The sequence below is a fragment of the Pseudomonas sp. genome (genome assembly GCF_050739775.1).
Taxonomy (GTDB): Bacteria; Pseudomonadota; Gammaproteobacteria; order Pseudomonadales; family Pseudomonadaceae; genus Aquipseudomonas.
Genome location: NZ_JBOICA010000010.1, coordinates 28,076 through 44,539 on the forward strand (window position 1 = coordinate 28,076; position 16,464 = coordinate 44,539).

Here is a 16,464-nt window from a genome sequence, read left to right on the forward strand (position 1 = left end):
AAAGCCGCCCGGTGTGGGGCGGCTCGCGATGCTGCCAACTCAGTCGCTTACCACTGGTAAGTGGCACTGGCGACAACGCTGCGTTGATCGCCGTAGTAGCAATAGAAGCTGTCACAGGTGGAGATGTAGTCCTTGTCGAACAGGTTGGTGGCGTTCACTTTGAGGGACGCACCTTTGAGGCTGTTATCCAGGCGGCCCAGATCATAGTGTACCGAGGCGTCAAATACCGTGACCGCATCGGCCTTGCCCAGCCAGGTATTACCCCGGTCGCCATAGGTATTACCGGTGTAGCGTGCACCGGCACCGATGCCGAAGCCGTCCAGTAGGCCACTGTGCCAGGTGTAGTCGGTCCACAACGAAGCCTGCTGGTTTGGCATCAGTTGCAGACGATTGCCTTTGTAATCACCTTTTTGCCCTTCTGACTTGGCCAGGGTGTAAGCGGCGATAACCTTGAGGTTTTCGGTTACGTCAGACACCGCTTCCAGTTCCAGTCCTTTTACCTTTACTTCGCCGGTCTGGCTGCTGATAGGAACGTTGGCGACAGTTGTCGTGACCGAGACATTTTTCTGCGTCAGGTCATAGATCGCCGCACTCAGCAGTGTTTTGGAGCCGGGAGGTTGATACTTGATACCTAGTTCCCATTGCATGCCTTCGGTTGGCTTGAACGACTGGGTTGGCGACGTGCTGGCATTGCTCTCGGTCTGGAAGGACTCCGCATAAGAGAGGTAGGGTACGAAGCCTGAGTCGAATACATAACTGATCGCCGCATTACCGCTGAAGTTCCTGTTGCGGTCGGTGTTGGTCGCATCGTTCTGGTTGTAATAAGTGGTGCCCGTGTGGACCCAGTCCTCACGACCGCCGAGGGTCAGGCGCCATTGATCGAGTGCCATCTGATCCTGGACATACAGACCGGTCTGGACGGTTTTTTGGTTGTAGTCGTAGAAGGCACTGGAGCGTGGCGGACGGACAATCGGCTGGCCATAGATCGGATTATTGACATTGGTAGGCGGGGCCAGGCCAAAAATCGATGTGAAGGTAGTATCGGAGCGCTGGTGGTCAAGACCGATTAACAGCGTATGGGTAACATCGCCGGTAGCGAAGTTAGCCTGCAGGTTGTTGTCTACTGCCAGCTGACTGATAGCTTCGTCAGTGCTGGTGGTAGAACGGGCAATGTTGCCCTGGTCATCAACCAGGCTGTAAGGGTAAGAGCCGACAGTGATGGCCTGGAATGACAGTTCCGATTTGGTATAACGCAGGTTCTGACGGAACTGCCAGACATCGTTGAAACGATGTTCAAAGGCATAGCCCAGGGCATAGTAAGTGCGGTCGTAGTATTCCCAGTCGGGATCGCCCAGATTCTTGTGATGGGAAATATCACCGAATGGTGAGTCGATCTTGGTGCCTTGGATCGGATAGAACTGACTGGTAATACCGGTATCGTCGCGTGTGAACTGCGAGAGCAGGGTCAGCTTGGTATCGGTGTCGATATTCCAGGTCAGGCTGGGCGCGATGTTGTAGCGCTTGTTGTCTACATGGTCGATTTGCGTGCCGCTGTCGCGTACCACACCGCTGATGCCGTAGAGAAATTGGCCTTCGTCGTCGATCTTGCCGGTGCTGGCGAAGTTGATCTGACGATGGTTGTCACTGCCGTATTGCACTTCGACTTCGTGGCTCGACTCCTCGCTGGGGCGGCGGCTGACCATGTCCAGCAAACCACCTGGCGGAGTCTGGCCGTAAACCGACGATGCCGGGCCGCGTAGCAGGGCGAGGCGGTCAAGGTTCCAGGTTTCCTGTTTCGGGTTGGCATACACACCTTTTGGCAGCGGCAGGCCATCAAGGAACTGGGTCGGCTCGAAGCCGCGTACACGCAGCCAGTCAGCGCGAGTATCGCTGCCGTAGCTGCTGGCGACAGCGCCCGGCATGTAGCGAACGGCATCATCGAGGTTTTTTACCCCGCGGTCGTTCATTTGCTCTCGGGTGGCAACCGAAATGGAACGGGGGGCTTCGACCAGCGCTGTATCCGTTTTGGTACCCGCCGCTGTGCGAGTGGCGACGTAACCGTCCACCGGCCCCCAGGCGCTTTCAAAATCACCCGTGGCATTGATGCTGGTTTCCGGCAAGGCCATGGCACCTTCAGGGGTCGCGACCAGGCTGTAGGTGCCGGCGCTGCTTTGTTGCAGCTGCAGGCCAGTGCCACGCAATGCCGCCTGCAGGGCGCCGACGCCGCTGTACTGGCCGTTGACCGCTGCCGAGGAGCGGCCGCTGGCCAGGCTCGGATCCAGGCTCAGGGCGATACCGGCCTGACTTGCGATCTGGTTCAGGATGCTCGACAGCGGTGCCGCGGGCAGGTTGTAACTGCGCAGGCTGGATTGCTCGGCGGCAACCACTGGGCTGCTCGCCAGCGGCGCGGACAGGGCAATGGCCATGGCCAGCAGACTGGGGCGCAGGAAGGTTTCAAAAACGCGGGACATGCAGCGGCTCCTCGACGAATAAGTGCTAACTAGCTTCCTTGCCGAGTGAGAGGGGAAAAGTGATAGTGGGTAGTGAAAATAATTTAGATTTATATTTCAGAGGGGAGTGCTGGCGGCGGGGGCCTCAAGGCGTATCGCGTTTGGCCACCACCGTCACCCACCAGGGGGTGTGCTGCTCGATTTGCACCGGCAACGTCGGCAGCAACGCGGTCAGGGCCAGGTCGGTGTCGTTCAGCGGGAAGCTGCCGGTAATGCGCAGGTTGGCCACCTCCGGCGCAACACTCAGGTAGCCACTGCGGTAACGGCCAAGCTCGTCGATCAGGTCGCCAAGGCGCACGTTGTCGACCACCAGCATGCCGCGGGTCCAGGCGTCGGCTCCGACGTTCAGGCCGGCGATCTGGCCGAGTCGGTCATGACTCATCAGCACCTGTTGGCCCTCATGAAGAATCTGTTCGTCGCCACTGTCTTGCGGCCTGGCCGCCACGGCCGATTGCAATACGCTCAGACGGGTACCCTGATCCTCCACTTTGACCAGGAAGCGGGTGCCCAGCGCGCGCATGCGCCCGTCTTCGGTGGCGACGATGAAGGGACGATCATCCTTGTGTCCGGTCTCGATGGAGACTTCACCCTCGTGCAGGACGATCAGGCGCTCTTTTTCATCGAAGCGGATGTCCACCGCCGAATGGGTATTGAGGCTGATCAGGGTACCGTCGGTCAGGCGCAGGCTGCGTTGCTCGCCGGTGGCTGTGCGTTGATCGGCCAGCCAATAGCCCAATGACTGATAGGCGCTGGCCCAGCTCAGCAAGCCAACCACCAGCATCAGACTGGCTAAGCCACTGCCTAGCTTGCGTACGCGCTGGCGCAGGACGGCGCGCGATTGCAGCAAGGCCTGGCGCGCAGGTCCAGCTGCTGCGCTGAAGCGCTGGTCGAGCATGCCCAGTTGCATCCAGGCCCGCGCGTGCTCCTCATTGGCGCCATGCCAGCGGGCGAATTCGGCGCGCTCGTTGGCGTTGCCGCTGCCTGAGTCCAGGCATAGCTGCCAGGCAATCGCGGCGTCAAGAACGCTAGCGCTGACCGGTTTGCTGTTCATGTCGGTTCGCCGTACAGGGCGATGTAGCACTGGCGCATGCCCTGGGCCAGGTACTGGCGCACCCGGGAGACGGAAACGCCCAGGCGTTCGGCAATTTGCGCATGGTTCAGGCCGTCCAGACGGTTGTAGAGAAAAGCCGCGCGGGCTTTGCTCGACAGCTTGCCCAGCAGGCGGTCGATGGCCTTGAGGTCTTCGAGAATCAGGTGTTGGGCTTCCGGGGAAGGTTGTTCGGCTTCGGGGACCAGCATCAGCTCGGCCAAATAGGCCTGCTCCAGTGCCGCGCGGCGAAAGTGATCGAACAACAGGCCCTTGGCGATGGCCAGGAGAAAGGCTCGGGGTTCACGCGGTGCGGGCAACAGGTCGCGGCCGAGCAGGCGCACAAAGGTGTCCTGGCTCAGGTCCTCGGCACGCTCGGCGCAGGCAATATTACGCCGTAGCCAGCCGAGTAGCCAACTGCGATGGTCGCGGTAGAGCGTAGCGACCAGCTCACTGTGTGGGCTCTGTGCGGACGACAAGGCGTTCCCCGAAATAGATGCGTTAACTAACGAGAATTATTCGCGATTGTTGCAGAATCTTCTTGTGAAACGCAATTGGTGCTCATCGGATGACGCTAGAAACCGTGACTCTGTTGCCGCCGACGACGCCAGCGCTGTAGGTGCTGGTCGAGCTGTGCCGGGCTATCCAGGTGCTGGCGCCGGGCCTGACTGAACAGGATCAGCGCCAGTTCGGCGGTGACCATGGCATCGGCACTGGCATTGTGCCGTTCGATGGCCTCCAGGCCGAAACAGGCCGTCCAGTCGTCCAGCCCAGCTTCGCGCAGGGTGATCTGCGGGTTCAACAGCGGTGCGAGCTCGGCCACATCGAAGAACGGGTGCTGCAGGCGATAGCCCAAGTGGTCTTTCAGGGCCCGGGCGAGCATGCGCTGGTCGAAGGGGGCGTGGAAGGCCAATACCGGGCTGTCGCCGATGAAGGTCATCAGCTCGAGCAGCGCCTGCGCCGGATCGCAGCCAGCGGCGATGGCGCTGGGCCCCAGGCCATGGATCAGCACGCTGGAGGTCAGCTTGTGATCGCGTTGGTACAGGGTGCGCTCGAACTGCTGGCTGAAGTCGATCGCACCGTCTTCGATGACCACTGCGCCAATCGACAGGACCAGGTCGCGTTGGGTATTCAGGCCGCTGGTTTCCAGGTCCAGTACCACCCAGCGCTGGCTGCGCAGCGAGTCTTCGCTGAGCGCGGGCGCTGGTGCCAGCTGAGCTACCCTTTGGCGTAGGTGGTCGTCGATCTGTCGAGGTCGTAGCCAGGCGAACAGACTCACAGCTGATACCTCAGGGCCAGGCTACTCTGCAGGCGTTGGGCCTGGCGCAGGGACTCGCGCAGGATGCGTCTGTCCAGGTGGTTGAGGCTGTCCGGATCGACGCGGTTGGAATAGGGCAGGTTCTGCCGGCTCTGTAGCTGGTGTTGCTGCATGCGGGTTTGCTGAATGAAGTGATAGGCCTCCTCATAGGCGGCGCCATCGAGCGGTTCGATCACTTCCCGGGTCACCAGCTCGCGCAGGCGTTCCAGGGTGTTGTTGGCGCTGATGCCGTTGGCCAGGGCCAGCAGGCGGGCGCCGTCGACGAACGGCGTTAGTCCCTGGACCTTGAGATCCAGCGTGGCGGCCTTGTCACTGCCCTGGCGGGTCAGCACGAATTCACGCAAGCGACCTACCGGTGGCCGCTGGCGCAAGGCGTTGTCGGCCATCATGCGTTGAAACAGGCGGTTATCGGCTATCTGCTCAAGAATGCTCTGGCGCAGCTGTTCGCAAGCGTTGTCATTGCCCCAGACCACCCGCAGGTCAAAATAGATGCTTGAGGCCAGCAGGTTCTCCGGGGTGGCCTCGCGAATGAAGGCGGCGAAGCGCCGCGCCCATTCGGCACGGGACAGGCACAGCTCGGGGTTGCCGGCCATGATGTTGCCCTTGCACAGGGTAAAGCCGCATTGAGCCAGGCCCAGGTTGATGTACTGGGCCAGCGGCAGCAGGCGGCCGCGGATCTCGGCGGCGTGGGCGGCATCGCGGGCCTCAAACAGAATGCCGTTGTCCTGGTCGGTATGCAGGGTCTGTTCGCGCCGGCCTTCACTGCCAAAGCACAGCCAGCTGAAAGGCACGCCGGGGTCGCCCTTTTCCTGGATCGCCAGTTCGATTACCCGGCACACGGTGTGGTCGTTGAGCAGGGTGATGATCTGGGTGATCTGCGTTGAGGACGCACCGTGGGCCAGCATTCGCTCGACCAGTTGGCCGATTTCGCCACGCAGCGATACCAGGCTTTCGATCCGTGTGGCATGGCGGATGGTCCGGGCCAGGTGAACCAGATCGACACGTTGCAAGGAGAACAGGTCGCGCTCGGAGACCACGCCGCACAGGCGCTTGTCCTCGACCAGGCAGACATGGGCGATGTGTCGTTCGGTCATGGCAATGGCCGCGTCGAAAGCGCTGGCCCGGGGGCTCAGGTAGAAAGGATCGAGGGTCATATGGCCGGCGACCGGCTGGGCAAAATCGGCGTTGGCATGGGCAACCACCTGGCGCAGGTCGCGCAGGGTGAAAATGCCGATGGGAAAGCGTTGCTCGTCGACGATCACGATGCTGCCGACCTGCTGCTCGTGCATCAGGGCCACGGCCTCGCGCAGGGGTGTGTACGGTTCGCAGGCGACCGGGTGACGCATGGCCAGTTCACCCAGGCGGGTGTTGAGCGAGTACTGAGTGCCGAGGGTTTCCACCGCACGCCGCTGGACCTGTTGATTGACCTGGTCGAGCAGGCTGCTGACACCGCGCAGGGCGAAGTCGCGAAAGACCTCGGAGAGGGCGAACAGGCGAATGAAGGCCGCCTTGTTCAACTGCAGGCAGAAGGTGTCTTCGCCCGCCAGGTGTTCGGTGCGCGTGGCGCGTTCGCCGAGCAGGGCGGCCAGGGGAAAGCACTCGCCGGTGGTGATCTCGAAAGTGGTTTCTGTGCCGGGGCGGGTCACGTGCTGACGTTCGCCGACCACCCGGCCTTGCTTGACGACATAGAAGTGCTCGACCGGCCCGTCGCTGGGCTTGATGATGCTGTCATTGGCCGCATAGAAGCGCAGCTGGCACTGTTCGACGAGAAACGCCAAGTGGGCGTTCTCCATCTGGTTAAAGGGGGGGAAACGTTGCAGAAACTGCAGGGTCCCTTGGATATTCTGCAGTACTGCAGTTTTTCCGGCCTGGGTGAAGGCGTCCATTTTGCTCATGAGCATTACCGCGTCTTTGTGTCGACCTGTGTCGTCGACCCTGTTGTTTTCGACCCCCATGGTCGGCCGCAGGGTGCCCAGTGCCCATTGGACGTAAGTCTAAAGGGTGCGACGGACAGGGTGAGAAACACGACGGGTGTCAAATTGCCGACGGAAGGCGGGTTGCAAGGCGGTCAAAAGCGGTCTGAACTTGATTCGAGGGGCATTTTGCGGGTAGTTGATGATGAGACAGCCATGTCTGACCAAGACGACATACTGAGTGATGCAGAGCGTGAAGCGCTGGCAGCAGTAACGGCGCCGCGGGCTGCGCCACAGAAGGTATTGATCGTCGATGATAATCAGGCGGCTCGTGATGCGTTGGCCAGTTACCTGAAAGCCAAGCATATCAAGTGCGTGACAGCGGAAAATGCCGAGCAGGCGCTGGCTTGCCTGAAAGGCGAGCAGAGTATCGGCCTGTTGATTACTGACTTGCGTATGGAGCCGTTTGATGGCCTGGAGCTGATCCGGCAGATTCGCGAATCGGACAAAGCGGCGTTGCCGATCATCATCGTGTCCGGTGATGCCGACGTGGCTGATGCCATTGCGGCGATGCATTTGAGTGTCGTCGACTTTTTGCTCAAGCCGATCGATCTGGACAAGTTGATGGCGTTGGTGCGCAGGGAATTGGGGATAGTGTGAACCTGATCGCAAGCCCGCTCCCACAATGGGAGCGGGCTTGCCCGCGATGGGCTGATTACAGACCGTTCCTGGCCTTGAACTCACGACGACGACGATGCAGCACCGGCTCGGTGTAGCCGTTCGGCTGCTTGGTGCCTTCGACCACCAGCTCGACCGCCGCCTGGAAGGCGATGTTGTTGTCGAAGTCCGGTGCCAGTGGGCGGTACAGCGGGTCGTTGGCGTTCTGCTTGTCCACCACCGGCGCCATGCGCTTGAGGCTTTCCAGCACCTGTGCCTCGCTGACGATGCCGTGACGCAGCCAGTTGGCCAGCAACTGGGCGGAAATCCGCAGGGTGGCGCGGTCTTCCATCAGGCCGACATCATTGATGTCCGGTACTTTCGAACAACCCACGCCCTGGTCAATCCAGCGCACAACGTAGCCGAGGATGCCCTGGGCGTTGTTGTCCAGCTCGTTGCGGATCTCTTCGTCCGACCAGTTGGTGTCAGGCGCCAACGGAATGGTCAGGATGTCATCTACCGACGCCGGCGCCCGCTTGGCCAGTTCCGCCTGACGGGCAAATACATCGACCTTGTGGTAGTGCAGCGCATGCAGCGCCGCTGCGGTCGGCGACGGTACCCAGGCGGTGTTGGCGCCGGCCAGCGGGTGAGCGATCTTCTGCTCGAGCATGTCGGCCATCAGGTCCGGCATGGCCCACATGCCTTTACCGATCTGGGCACGGCCTTGCAGACCGGTGGCCAGGCCGATATCGACGTTGGCGTTCTCGTAGGCGCCGATCCACTTTTGGGTTTTCATGGCGCCCTTGCGCACCACGGCGCCGGCTTCCATGGAGGTGTGGATTTCGTCGCCGGTACGGTCGAGGAAGCCGGTGTTGATGAACACCACGCGCTCGCTGGCAGCTTTGATACAGGCCTTGAGGTTGACCGTGGTACGGCGCTCCTCGTCCATGATGCCGACCTTCAGCGTATTACGTTTCATGCCCAGCACGTCTTCGATGCGGCCGAACAGCTCGTTGGTGAATGCGGCTTCTTCAGGGCCGTGCATCTTCGGTTTGACGATGTACACCGAGCCGCTGCGGCTGTTCTTGCGGCTGGTGTTGCCGTTGAGGTTGTGAATCGCGGCAAGGTTGGTGACCAGGCCGTCGAGAATGCCCTCTGGCACCTCGTTGCCGTCCTTGTCGAGGATCGCGTCGATGGTCATCAGGTGACCGACGTTGCGCACGAACAGCAAGGAGCGACCGTGCAGGGTCACCGAGCCACCGTTCGGGGCGGTGTATTCACGATCCGGGTTCATGGTCCGGGTGAAGGTCTGGCCGCCTTTGCTGACGCTTTCCGACAAATCGCCCTTCATCAGGCCGAGCCAGTTGCGGTAGATCACCACCTTGTCATCGGCATCGACCGCTGCAACCGAGTCTTCGCAGTCCATGATGGTGGTCAGGGCGGCTTCCATCAGCACGTCCTTGACCCCGGCAGCGTCGGTCCGGCCGACCGGGGTGCTGGCATCGATCTGGATTTCGAAATGCAGGCCGTTGTGCTTGAGCAGAATGGCGGTCGGCGCCGAGGCGTCGCCCAGGTAGCCGATCAGCTGTGCGTCATCGCGCAGGCCGCTGTTGCTGCCACCCTTGAGGGCAACGATCAGCTTGCCGGCTTCGATGCGGTAAGCGGTAGAGTCGACATGGGAGCCGGCCGCCAGTGGCGCGGACTCGTCGAGGAAGGCGCGGGCGAAGGCAATGACCTTGTCGCCGCGCACCTTGTTGTAGCCTTTGCCTTTTTCCGCACCACCGGCTTCGCTGATGGCGTCGGTGCCGTACAGGGCGTCGTACAGCGAACCCCAGCGCGCGTTGGAGGCGTTCAGGGCAAAGCGCGCATTCATCACTGGTACCACCAGTTGCGGGCCGGCCATGCGAGCGATTTCGTCGTCGACGTTCTGGGTCGAGGCCTGGAAGCCTGCAGCTTCTGGCAGCAGGTAACCGATGTCCTGGAGGAAGGTTTTGTAAGCCACGGCATCGTGAGCCTGGCCTTTGCGTGCCTGGTGCCAGGCATCGATCTGTGCCTGCAGTGCGTCACGTTTGGCCAGCAGTGCTTTGTTCTTTGGAGCGAGGTCGTTGATGATCTTTTCTGCTCCCACCCAGAACTGCTCGGCGTTGACGCCAGTTCCGGGAATGGCTTCGTTGTTCACGAAGTCGAACAGGACTTTGGCGACCTGAAGGCCACCGACTTGAACGTGTTCAGTCATTGCTTGCCTCACTCTGCTCAGCTATTGCTCTTCTATTTAGGCCTTGCGCGCTTCTCTAAACACGGCACCAGAACATGCCCGATGGGCGGCTGGGTGCGGCCAGCCAGACAGGCTGGCGGGCGGTTGCGTATTTTCACAGGCGCCTTGGCAGACATCGATTCGACGTTTTGTAGTCCACGCTGCGGAATACTACATGATGCGCTGCGCTTGTGAAAATCAGACTAAATACGTCGTTCTGCGACCAATTGGTCGCAGAGGGTCACGCTGGGAGGCAGTATGTTCTCAAAAAAGTGGCAGATTGTTCCAGATAAATCTTGAAACAGTACACGATTAGTCTTCAAAGTCTGCTGCGGCAGGTTGCCGCGCCTTGCCTATACTTTCTCCGCGCCCTTTGATTTCAGGGGCCTAACCTTTAAAAGCAGAGGGTTGCCGCGTGGATCATCTCGTACTAACAGTGATCGCTCCCGACAAAGCCGGTCAGGTCGAACGTATTGCTGAATGCATTGCCGAGCATAACGGTAACTGGTTGGAGAGCCGCATGTCGCGCATGGCCGGGCAGTTTGCCGGAATCCTCAAGGTGGCGGTGCCGGCCGAGTCCTATGATGAGCTGGTCGAGGCCCTGCAAGCCTTGGGCAAACATGACATTCGTGTGCTGATTGCCGAGAGCGGCATCGAACCGTCCTGCACCTGGAAGCCGATTGCTATGGAACTGGTGGGCAATGATCGCCCGGGCATCGTGCGTGACATCACCCGCTTGTTGGCCGATCAGGGCGTCAATGTCGAGCGCCTGACCACCGAGGTGCGCCCAGCCCCCATGAGCAGTGAGCCGCTGTTTCACGCCGATGCTTTGCTGGCGATGCCCTTGACGCTTTCCCTGGATGTCCTGCAGGCCAAGCTTGAGGCACTGGCGGACGACCTGATGGTGGAACTCAAGCTGCGGCCGGAAGAATAGTTATCCCGGTTTGTCGGGGACCGGCCTGTGGATAAGCTGGGGGAAGCCTGCGCCAGCCCAGGTGGGCCGTGGCTTTGCTGCAGTTGAGCAAAAAACCACCAATAATCAGTGGCTTGTGCACAAAGCACGGGGATGAGGGTGTGGATAACCTTGGGAGATGTTGCTGCAGGCCACGATTCACGTGGCCTGTATGGTTTTGTACGTTTTTTGATCAGCTGCGGCGGCGCAGGCTCAGCCAGGCATCGACGCTGTAGAGGGCAAGACCGGCCCAGATGAACATGAAGGCAACCAGTGTGCTGCTCGACAAGTGTTCACCAAACAGCAGCACCGCTTGCAGCAGCACCAGGGTCGGCGCCAGGTACTGCAGGAAGCCCAGCGTGGTGTAGGGCAGGTGGCGGGCCGCAGCGTTGAAGCACACCAGCGGAACCAGTGTGACCGGGCCTGCGGCAATCAGCCAGAGCGCCTCGCTGCTGCTGTAGAAGCTGGGGTTGGCACTGGTCGCCAATGGATTAAGCAGCAACCAGCCGATGGCCAGCGGTACCAGCATCCAGGTTTCCACCACCAGCCCGGGTAAGGCCGCGACCGGTGCCTGTTTGCGGATCAGGCCGTAGAAGCCAAAGCTCAGCGCCAGAACCAGCGACACCCATGGCAGGCTACCGACTTGCCAGACCTGCTGGGCCACACCGAGTGCAGCCAGGCCTACGGCAACCCATTGCAGGCGCCGCAGGCGTTCACCCAGCAGCAACATGCCCAGCAGCACGTTGATCAGCGGGTTGATGTAGTAACCCAGACTGGCTTCGAGCATGCGTCCGTTGTTCACCGACCAGACGTAGGTCAGCCAGTTGCCGGCAATCAGTGAGCCACTGAGGGCCAGGATCGCCAGGCGTTTGGGGTTTTCGCGCAGCTCGCGCCACCAACCCGGATGCTTCCAGACCAGCAACAGCAGTGAGCCGAACAGCGCCGACCAGAGCACGCGGTGGACGATGATTTCCACCGCTGGCACGCTTTGCAGCGCTTTGAAGTAGAGCGGGAACAAACCCCAGATGATGTAGGCACTCAGGCCCAGGATGTACCCGCGACGCGGGTTGGCAGCGTGCATGCAAATTCCTTGCTTAGGTAGCTATCTAAAAGCACCGCTATTGTAGACAGACTTGCGCGCCCTCAGAACAATTTCAGCGGTTCTTCATCCAGTGCTGCCATCTGTTCGCGCAAGGCGAGAATCTGGTCGCCCCAGTAACGCTCCTGGCCGAACCAGGGGAAGCTGCGCGGAAACGCCGGATCGTCCCAGCGCCGTGCCAGCCAGGCGCTGTAGTGCAGCAAGCGCAGGGCGCGCAGGGGCTCGATCAGGGCCAGCTCGCGCGGGTCGAAATCGTGGAACTCGTTGTAGCCATCCATCAGTTCGGCCAATTGGCCCAGGCGTTCATGACGGTCGCCGGCAAGCATCATCCACAGGTCCTGGACGGCGGGTCCCATACGGCAATCGTCGAGGTCGACGATGTGGAAGACCTCGTCGCGGCACATCATGTTGCCGGGATGACAGTCACCGTGCAGGCGGATGGTCTGGTGTGGAGTGCTGGCATAGATGGCTTCGACCCGCTTGAGCAGGTCGCGGGCGACTGACTCGAAGGCCGGCAGCAGGCTTTTGGGCACGAAGTTGCCTTCGAGCAGGGTGGCCAGTGAGGCGTGCCCGAAGTTATCCACTGCCAGCGCTTCCCGGTGCTCGAACGGGCGGGTGGCACCGACCGCATGCAGGCGCCCGAGCAATTGGCCAAGGCGATAGAGCTGGTCCAGGTTGCCAGGCTCTGGGGCGCGGCCGCCACGACGGGGGAACAGGGTGAAGCGGAATCCGCGGTGTTCGAACAGGGTTGCGCCATTGTGGATAAGTGGCGCCACCACGGGGACTTCACATTCGGCCAGTTCGGCGGTGAAGCTGTGTTCCTCGAGAATCGCTGCATCGGTCCAGCGGTCCGGGCGATAGAACTTGGCGATCAGTGGTTCAGACTCTTCGATACCTACCTGGTAGACCCGGTTCTCGTAGCTGTTGAGTGCCAGAACGCGGGCATCGCTGAGAAAGCCGATGCTCTCCACGGCGTCGAGGACCAGGTCGGGGGTGAGGGTTTCGAAGGGGTGCGACATGTCTGCTCCTGCTGTGCGGCAGGTGGCCGCATCATGCTGGCATGGTACCCCACAGTGGGGCCGCTGGCGCGGCCCCCTGCCGAACTTAGGTTCCGACGATCCCGCCATCCTCCCGGCTGATCGCCATTACCGATGAGCGCGGCTTGCCATTGGGCAAGTGCTCGGGAAAGGTCGAGCCCCCTGTTTCACCCGGATGCTGAATTCCTACGAACAAGGTGCGTTGGTCTGGCGCAAAAGCGATACCGGTCACCTCGCAGGCCACCGGCCCGACCATGAAGCGGCGAATCTCACCGCTGACCGGATCTGCGCAGAGCATCTGGTTGTTGCCCATGCCGGCAAAGTCACCGGCATTGCTGTAATCGCCATCGGTGAGAATCCACAGTCGGCCATCGGCGTCGAAGCCCAGGCCGTCCGGGCTGTTGAACATATTCTGCGGGGTAATGTTGCTTGAGCCGCCCTTGGCATCGTTCGGGTGTACCGAAGGGTTGCCGGCGACCACGAACAGGTCCCAGTCGAAGCTCATGGCGCCGTGCTCATCATCGGTTTCGCGCCAGCGCAGGATCTGTCCGTAGAGATTTTTCTCGCGGGGGTTGGGGCCGCCGGCTGGTTGGCCTTCTTCGCCACGCTTGACGTTGTTGGTCAAGGTGCAATAGACCTGGCCGTCCTTGGGGCTGACGACGATCCACTCCGGGCGGTCCATGCGGCTGGCCTTGAGCTGGCTGGCGGCCAGGCGCGCATGAATAAGTACCTGGGCCTGGCTGGCAAAACCGTTGGCGGCAATCAGGCCGTTCTTGCCATGGGTCAGTTCCAGCCACTGGCCTTTGCCTCGCGGATGGTCGGCGTTCTGGTCACCATCGTCAAAACGCGCGACATACAGGGTGCCGTGATCGAGCAAGCTGCGGTTGGCGCTGGGGTTCTTGTGGTCGATGCGGTCGCGGCTGATGAATTTGTAGATGAACTCACCGCGCTCATCGTCGCCCATGTAGACCACCGCCCGGCCATCGCGGGTTTCGCCGAGGGCCGCGTTTTCGTGCTTGAAACGGCCCAGGGCGGTGCGCTTGACCGGTGTCGAATCCGGAGCGAACGGGTCGATCTCCACCACCCAGCCGTGACGGTTCAGCTCATTGGGGTTCTTCGCCAGGTCGAAGCGCGGGTCGTGTGGGTGCCAGCCGATTTCCTTGCTGCTGACCGAGGCCCCGTAGCGCTTCTGGCCGGCGTCAAATGCCTGGGCCGGATCGCTGCTGCCGAAGCAGTCGGTGAAGTTCTCTTCACAGGTCAGGTAGGTGCCCCAGGGCGTCTTGCCGTTGGCGCAGTTCTGGAAAGTGCCGAGCACCTTGCGACCGCTGTTGTCTGCCGCGGTCTTGAGCCAGGCATCGCCTGCCGCTGGGCCGCTGATGCGGATCGGCGTGTTGCCGTGGATACGCCGGTTGTAAGGTGAGCCCTGGACGAACTGCCACTGGCCATTGCTGCGCTTGACCTCAATCACCGACACGCCCTCGGCAGCCTGGGCCTTGTGCACGTCTTCGGCGGAGGTTGGTTGCCCGCCGTGGGCGAACAGATAGCGGTAGTTGGTGTATTCGTTGTTGATGGCCATCAACGCCCGATTGTCATCGTCGGGGAAGGGGAACAGGCTCATGCCGTCGTTGTTGTCACCAAACTGCAGTTCCTGGGCTTTGGCTGTGCCCTGGCCGGATGCATCGAAGGAAGGGGCGTCAGCGTGCAGCGGCTGGCCCCAACTGATCAGCACCGAGGCCTTGTAGCCGGGGGGCAGGCTGATGCTGTCGGCGGTTGCACTGGGGATACTGGTAAAACCGAGCAGGTGGCTATTGGCAGCGCTGACGCTGGCGGCCATTACGCTGCGGCTGAGCAGATTGCCGCCCAGAAACAGGGCGGCGCCACACAGGGCACCCGCTCCGATGAAACGGCGGCGGCTCAGGCTGACCAGCTGTTCGAGGTCGGTGGACTGGTGTTCTTCTAATAGGTTCATGACAGGCTTCCTGCGGGTTTGGCAGTAACCTTAGTCAGGGCTTATGACGGTTTTGTGTCGATTTTTATAAGGGCGTTCCGATAAGTACGTAGGACGGCTGAAACTGAACGCGTAACTCGCTACCTGCGACCACTGCCTGGGCGTTGAGCCAGGCAGGTTCGGCGAAGGTGCACAGGGTTTGCCCGTTGCTCAATGTCAGGCGGACTTCAGTGGGCCCCTGAAGCTCGTCGAGCAATTCCTCGACCTTAGCCTTCAGGCAGTTATAGCCCTCCTGTGGAAGGTCCTGTGGGCCGAGCAGGGTCAACCAGCCAGCCTTGATCAAGGCCACTACCGCGGTACCAGGGATCAGTTCCAGGCGCTGGGTGCTGTCGCGGGTGATCAGCGCATCGATGCTCAGCTCGCCGGCCAGGGCCAGGCTGATCCGGTCGTAATGCCCTTCGGCCTGGATAGCGCTGACCTGTCCGTGCAGTTGGTTGCGGGCGCTGGTGCGCAGCATCAGGCGACCCAGCAGGTCGAGATCACTGGCATCTTCGGCGGCGTCCAGAATCTCTGCCTGCAGGGCTTGCAGGCGATGGTACAGGCGCAGGACCCGTTGGCCCTCTTGCGACAGCTTGGCTCCGCCGCCGCCGCGCCCACCGACACTGCGTTCCACCAGCGGGCTGGCCGCCAGGTTGTTGAGTTCGTCAATGGCATCCCAAGCCGCCTTGTAACTCATGCCGGCACTCTTGGCCGCACGGGTGATCGAACCTTGTTCGGCAATGTGCTGCAGCAGGGCGATCCGCTGTGGACGACGAACAATATGTTGGGTGAGCAGGGCAGGTAAGGACATGTGCGGCACGGGCATGAGGGAAGTATCAACCACGAAAGTGCCCGCACCCCGGCGGCAAGTCAAGTGCTGCCGGGTTTGGCGGTGCGTGCCAGGCAATAAACATCGACCCGTCGGGCACCGGCCTTGAGCAGCAGGCTGGCCAGCGCTTGCGCGGTGGCGCCGGTGGTCAGCACATCGTCAATGAGGGCCAGGTGCCGGCCCTCCAACAGGTCGATGTTTTCCACGGCAAAAGCCTGGCGCAGATTGCGCTTGCGTTCCCGCGCCTTGAGACCTTGCTGTGCTGGGGTGTCGATCAGGCGCTTGAGTACCCGGTCGTTGCAGGCGATGCCGGTGTGTTCGGCCAGCCACTGAGCCAGCATGGCTGCCTGATTGTAGCCGCGCTGGCGCAAGCGCCGACGGCTCAGGGGCACGGGCAGGAGCAGCGCCGGACGTGGCAGGCCTTCGTTAAAACGATGAGTCAGCCAGCGGCCGAGCAACTGTGCCAGCAAGTGTCCCAGCGGCCACTGGCTGTGGTACTTGAACCGGCTGATCAGCGCATCCAGCGGAAAGCCGTAGTGCCAGGGCGCTTCTACCCGGTAGAAGGCTGGCGCGCGACGGCGGCATTGACCACACGTCAAACCGTGCATCGGCAGGGGTAGGGCGCAGACCTGGCAGCCATCATCCAGCCAGGGCAGTTCGGCTTCGCAGGCGACGCAAAGCGGGTAAGGCAGTTCGGCTGTTTCATTGCACAGTAGGCATTCGTGGTTATTATTTAACCACTTGTAAACCGCTCTTTTGGCTTGCAGTTGACAGCGCATCGGGCTTCCTTAACTATGCGAGCTATCCGTGGTGCGCTGGCG

The 16,464-nt window shown here is 61.3% G+C and carries 13 protein-coding genes; 2 read left to right on the forward strand and 11 right to left on the reverse strand.

Annotated elements, in window-relative coordinates; translation table 11 throughout:
• Positions 1-47: 47 nt before the first annotated feature.
• The 5 genes from ACRESH_RS07405 to ACRESH_RS07425 form a co-directional block, all read right to left on the reverse strand.
• Positions 48-2,471 (reverse strand): TonB-dependent siderophore receptor, encoded by a 2,424-nt coding sequence (locus ACRESH_RS07405; protein ID WP_431741364.1) that lies wholly within the window; start codon positions 2,469-2,471, stop codon positions 48-50.
• Positions 2,472-2,595: 124 nt separating this feature from the next.
• A complete protein-coding gene (locus ACRESH_RS07410; RefSeq protein ID WP_431741365.1) occupies positions 2,596-3,561 on the reverse strand; it encodes a FecR domain-containing protein in 966 nt (321 codons plus the stop codon).
• Entirely contained in the window at positions 3,558-4,076 is a 519-nt protein-coding gene (locus ACRESH_RS07415; protein ID WP_431741366.1) for an RNA polymerase sigma factor, read from the reverse strand. Before ACRESH_RS07415 ends, ACRESH_RS07410 begins: the two co-directional genes overlap by 4 nt.
• Positions 4,077-4,171: 95 nt before the next feature.
• Positions 4,172-4,876, reverse strand: a complete 705-nt coding sequence (locus ACRESH_RS07420) for a 3'-5' exonuclease (RefSeq protein WP_431741367.1) — start codon at positions 4,874-4,876, stop codon at positions 4,172-4,174.
• The gene (locus tag ACRESH_RS07425; RefSeq protein WP_431741440.1) at positions 4,873-6,810 is read right to left on the reverse strand and encodes a DUF294 nucleotidyltransferase-like domain-containing protein; all 1,938 of its coding nucleotides are present in this window, start codon (positions 6,808-6,810) and stop codon (positions 4,873-4,875) included. Before ACRESH_RS07425 ends, ACRESH_RS07420 begins: the two co-directional genes overlap by 4 nt.
• A gap of 234 nt (positions 6,811-7,044) precedes the next feature.
• Here ACRESH_RS07425 and ACRESH_RS07430 point away from each other — a divergent pair, with 234 nt between their 5' ends.
• On the forward strand, positions 7,045-7,488 hold the full coding sequence (locus ACRESH_RS07430) for a response regulator (protein ID WP_431741368.1): 444 nt from the start codon (positions 7,045-7,047) through the stop codon (positions 7,486-7,488).
• Between the two features lie 55 nt (positions 7,489-7,543).
• Here ACRESH_RS07430 and ACRESH_RS07435 read toward each other — a convergent pair whose 3' ends face one another.
• Positions 7,544-9,721: a malate synthase G gene (locus tag ACRESH_RS07435; protein WP_431741369.1), complete on the reverse strand. Its 2,178-nt coding sequence runs from the start codon at positions 9,719-9,721 to the stop codon at positions 7,544-7,546.
• Between the two features lie 433 nt (positions 9,722-10,154).
• On the opposite strand from ACRESH_RS07435, the gene ACRESH_RS07440 reads away from it, so the two are divergent.
• Positions 10,155-10,673, forward strand: a complete 519-nt coding sequence (locus ACRESH_RS07440) for a glycine cleavage system protein R (protein WP_431741370.1) — start codon at positions 10,155-10,157, stop codon at positions 10,671-10,673.
• Positions 10,674-10,884: 211 nt separating this feature from the next.
• Here ACRESH_RS07440 and rarD read toward each other — a convergent pair whose 3' ends face one another.
• From rarD to ACRESH_RS07465, 5 genes are all read right to left on the reverse strand, one after another.
• Complete coding sequence (rarD, locus tag ACRESH_RS07445) at positions 10,885-11,772, reverse strand: EamA family transporter RarD (RefSeq protein ID WP_431741371.1); 888 nt, start codon at positions 11,770-11,772, stop codon at positions 10,885-10,887.
• 62 nt (positions 11,773-11,834) lie between these two features.
• Positions 11,835-12,809: a serine/threonine protein kinase gene (locus tag ACRESH_RS07450; protein WP_431741372.1), complete on the reverse strand. Its 975-nt coding sequence runs from the start codon at positions 12,807-12,809 to the stop codon at positions 11,835-11,837.
• Positions 12,810-12,894: 85 nt separating this feature from the next.
• Positions 12,895-14,796 (reverse strand): PhoX family protein, encoded by a 1,902-nt coding sequence (locus ACRESH_RS07455; RefSeq protein WP_431741373.1) that lies wholly within the window; start codon positions 14,794-14,796, stop codon positions 12,895-12,897.
• 64 nt (positions 14,797-14,860) lie between these two features.
• Complete coding sequence (locus ACRESH_RS07460; protein ID WP_431741374.1) at positions 14,861-15,625, reverse strand: TOBE domain-containing protein; 765 nt, start codon at positions 15,623-15,625, stop codon at positions 14,861-14,863.
• A 59-nt stretch (positions 15,626-15,684) separates the two neighbouring features.
• Positions 15,685-16,422 (reverse strand): ComF family protein, encoded by a 738-nt coding sequence (locus ACRESH_RS07465; RefSeq protein WP_431741375.1) that lies wholly within the window; start codon positions 16,420-16,422, stop codon positions 15,685-15,687.
• Positions 16,423-16,464: the final 42 nt, after the last annotated feature.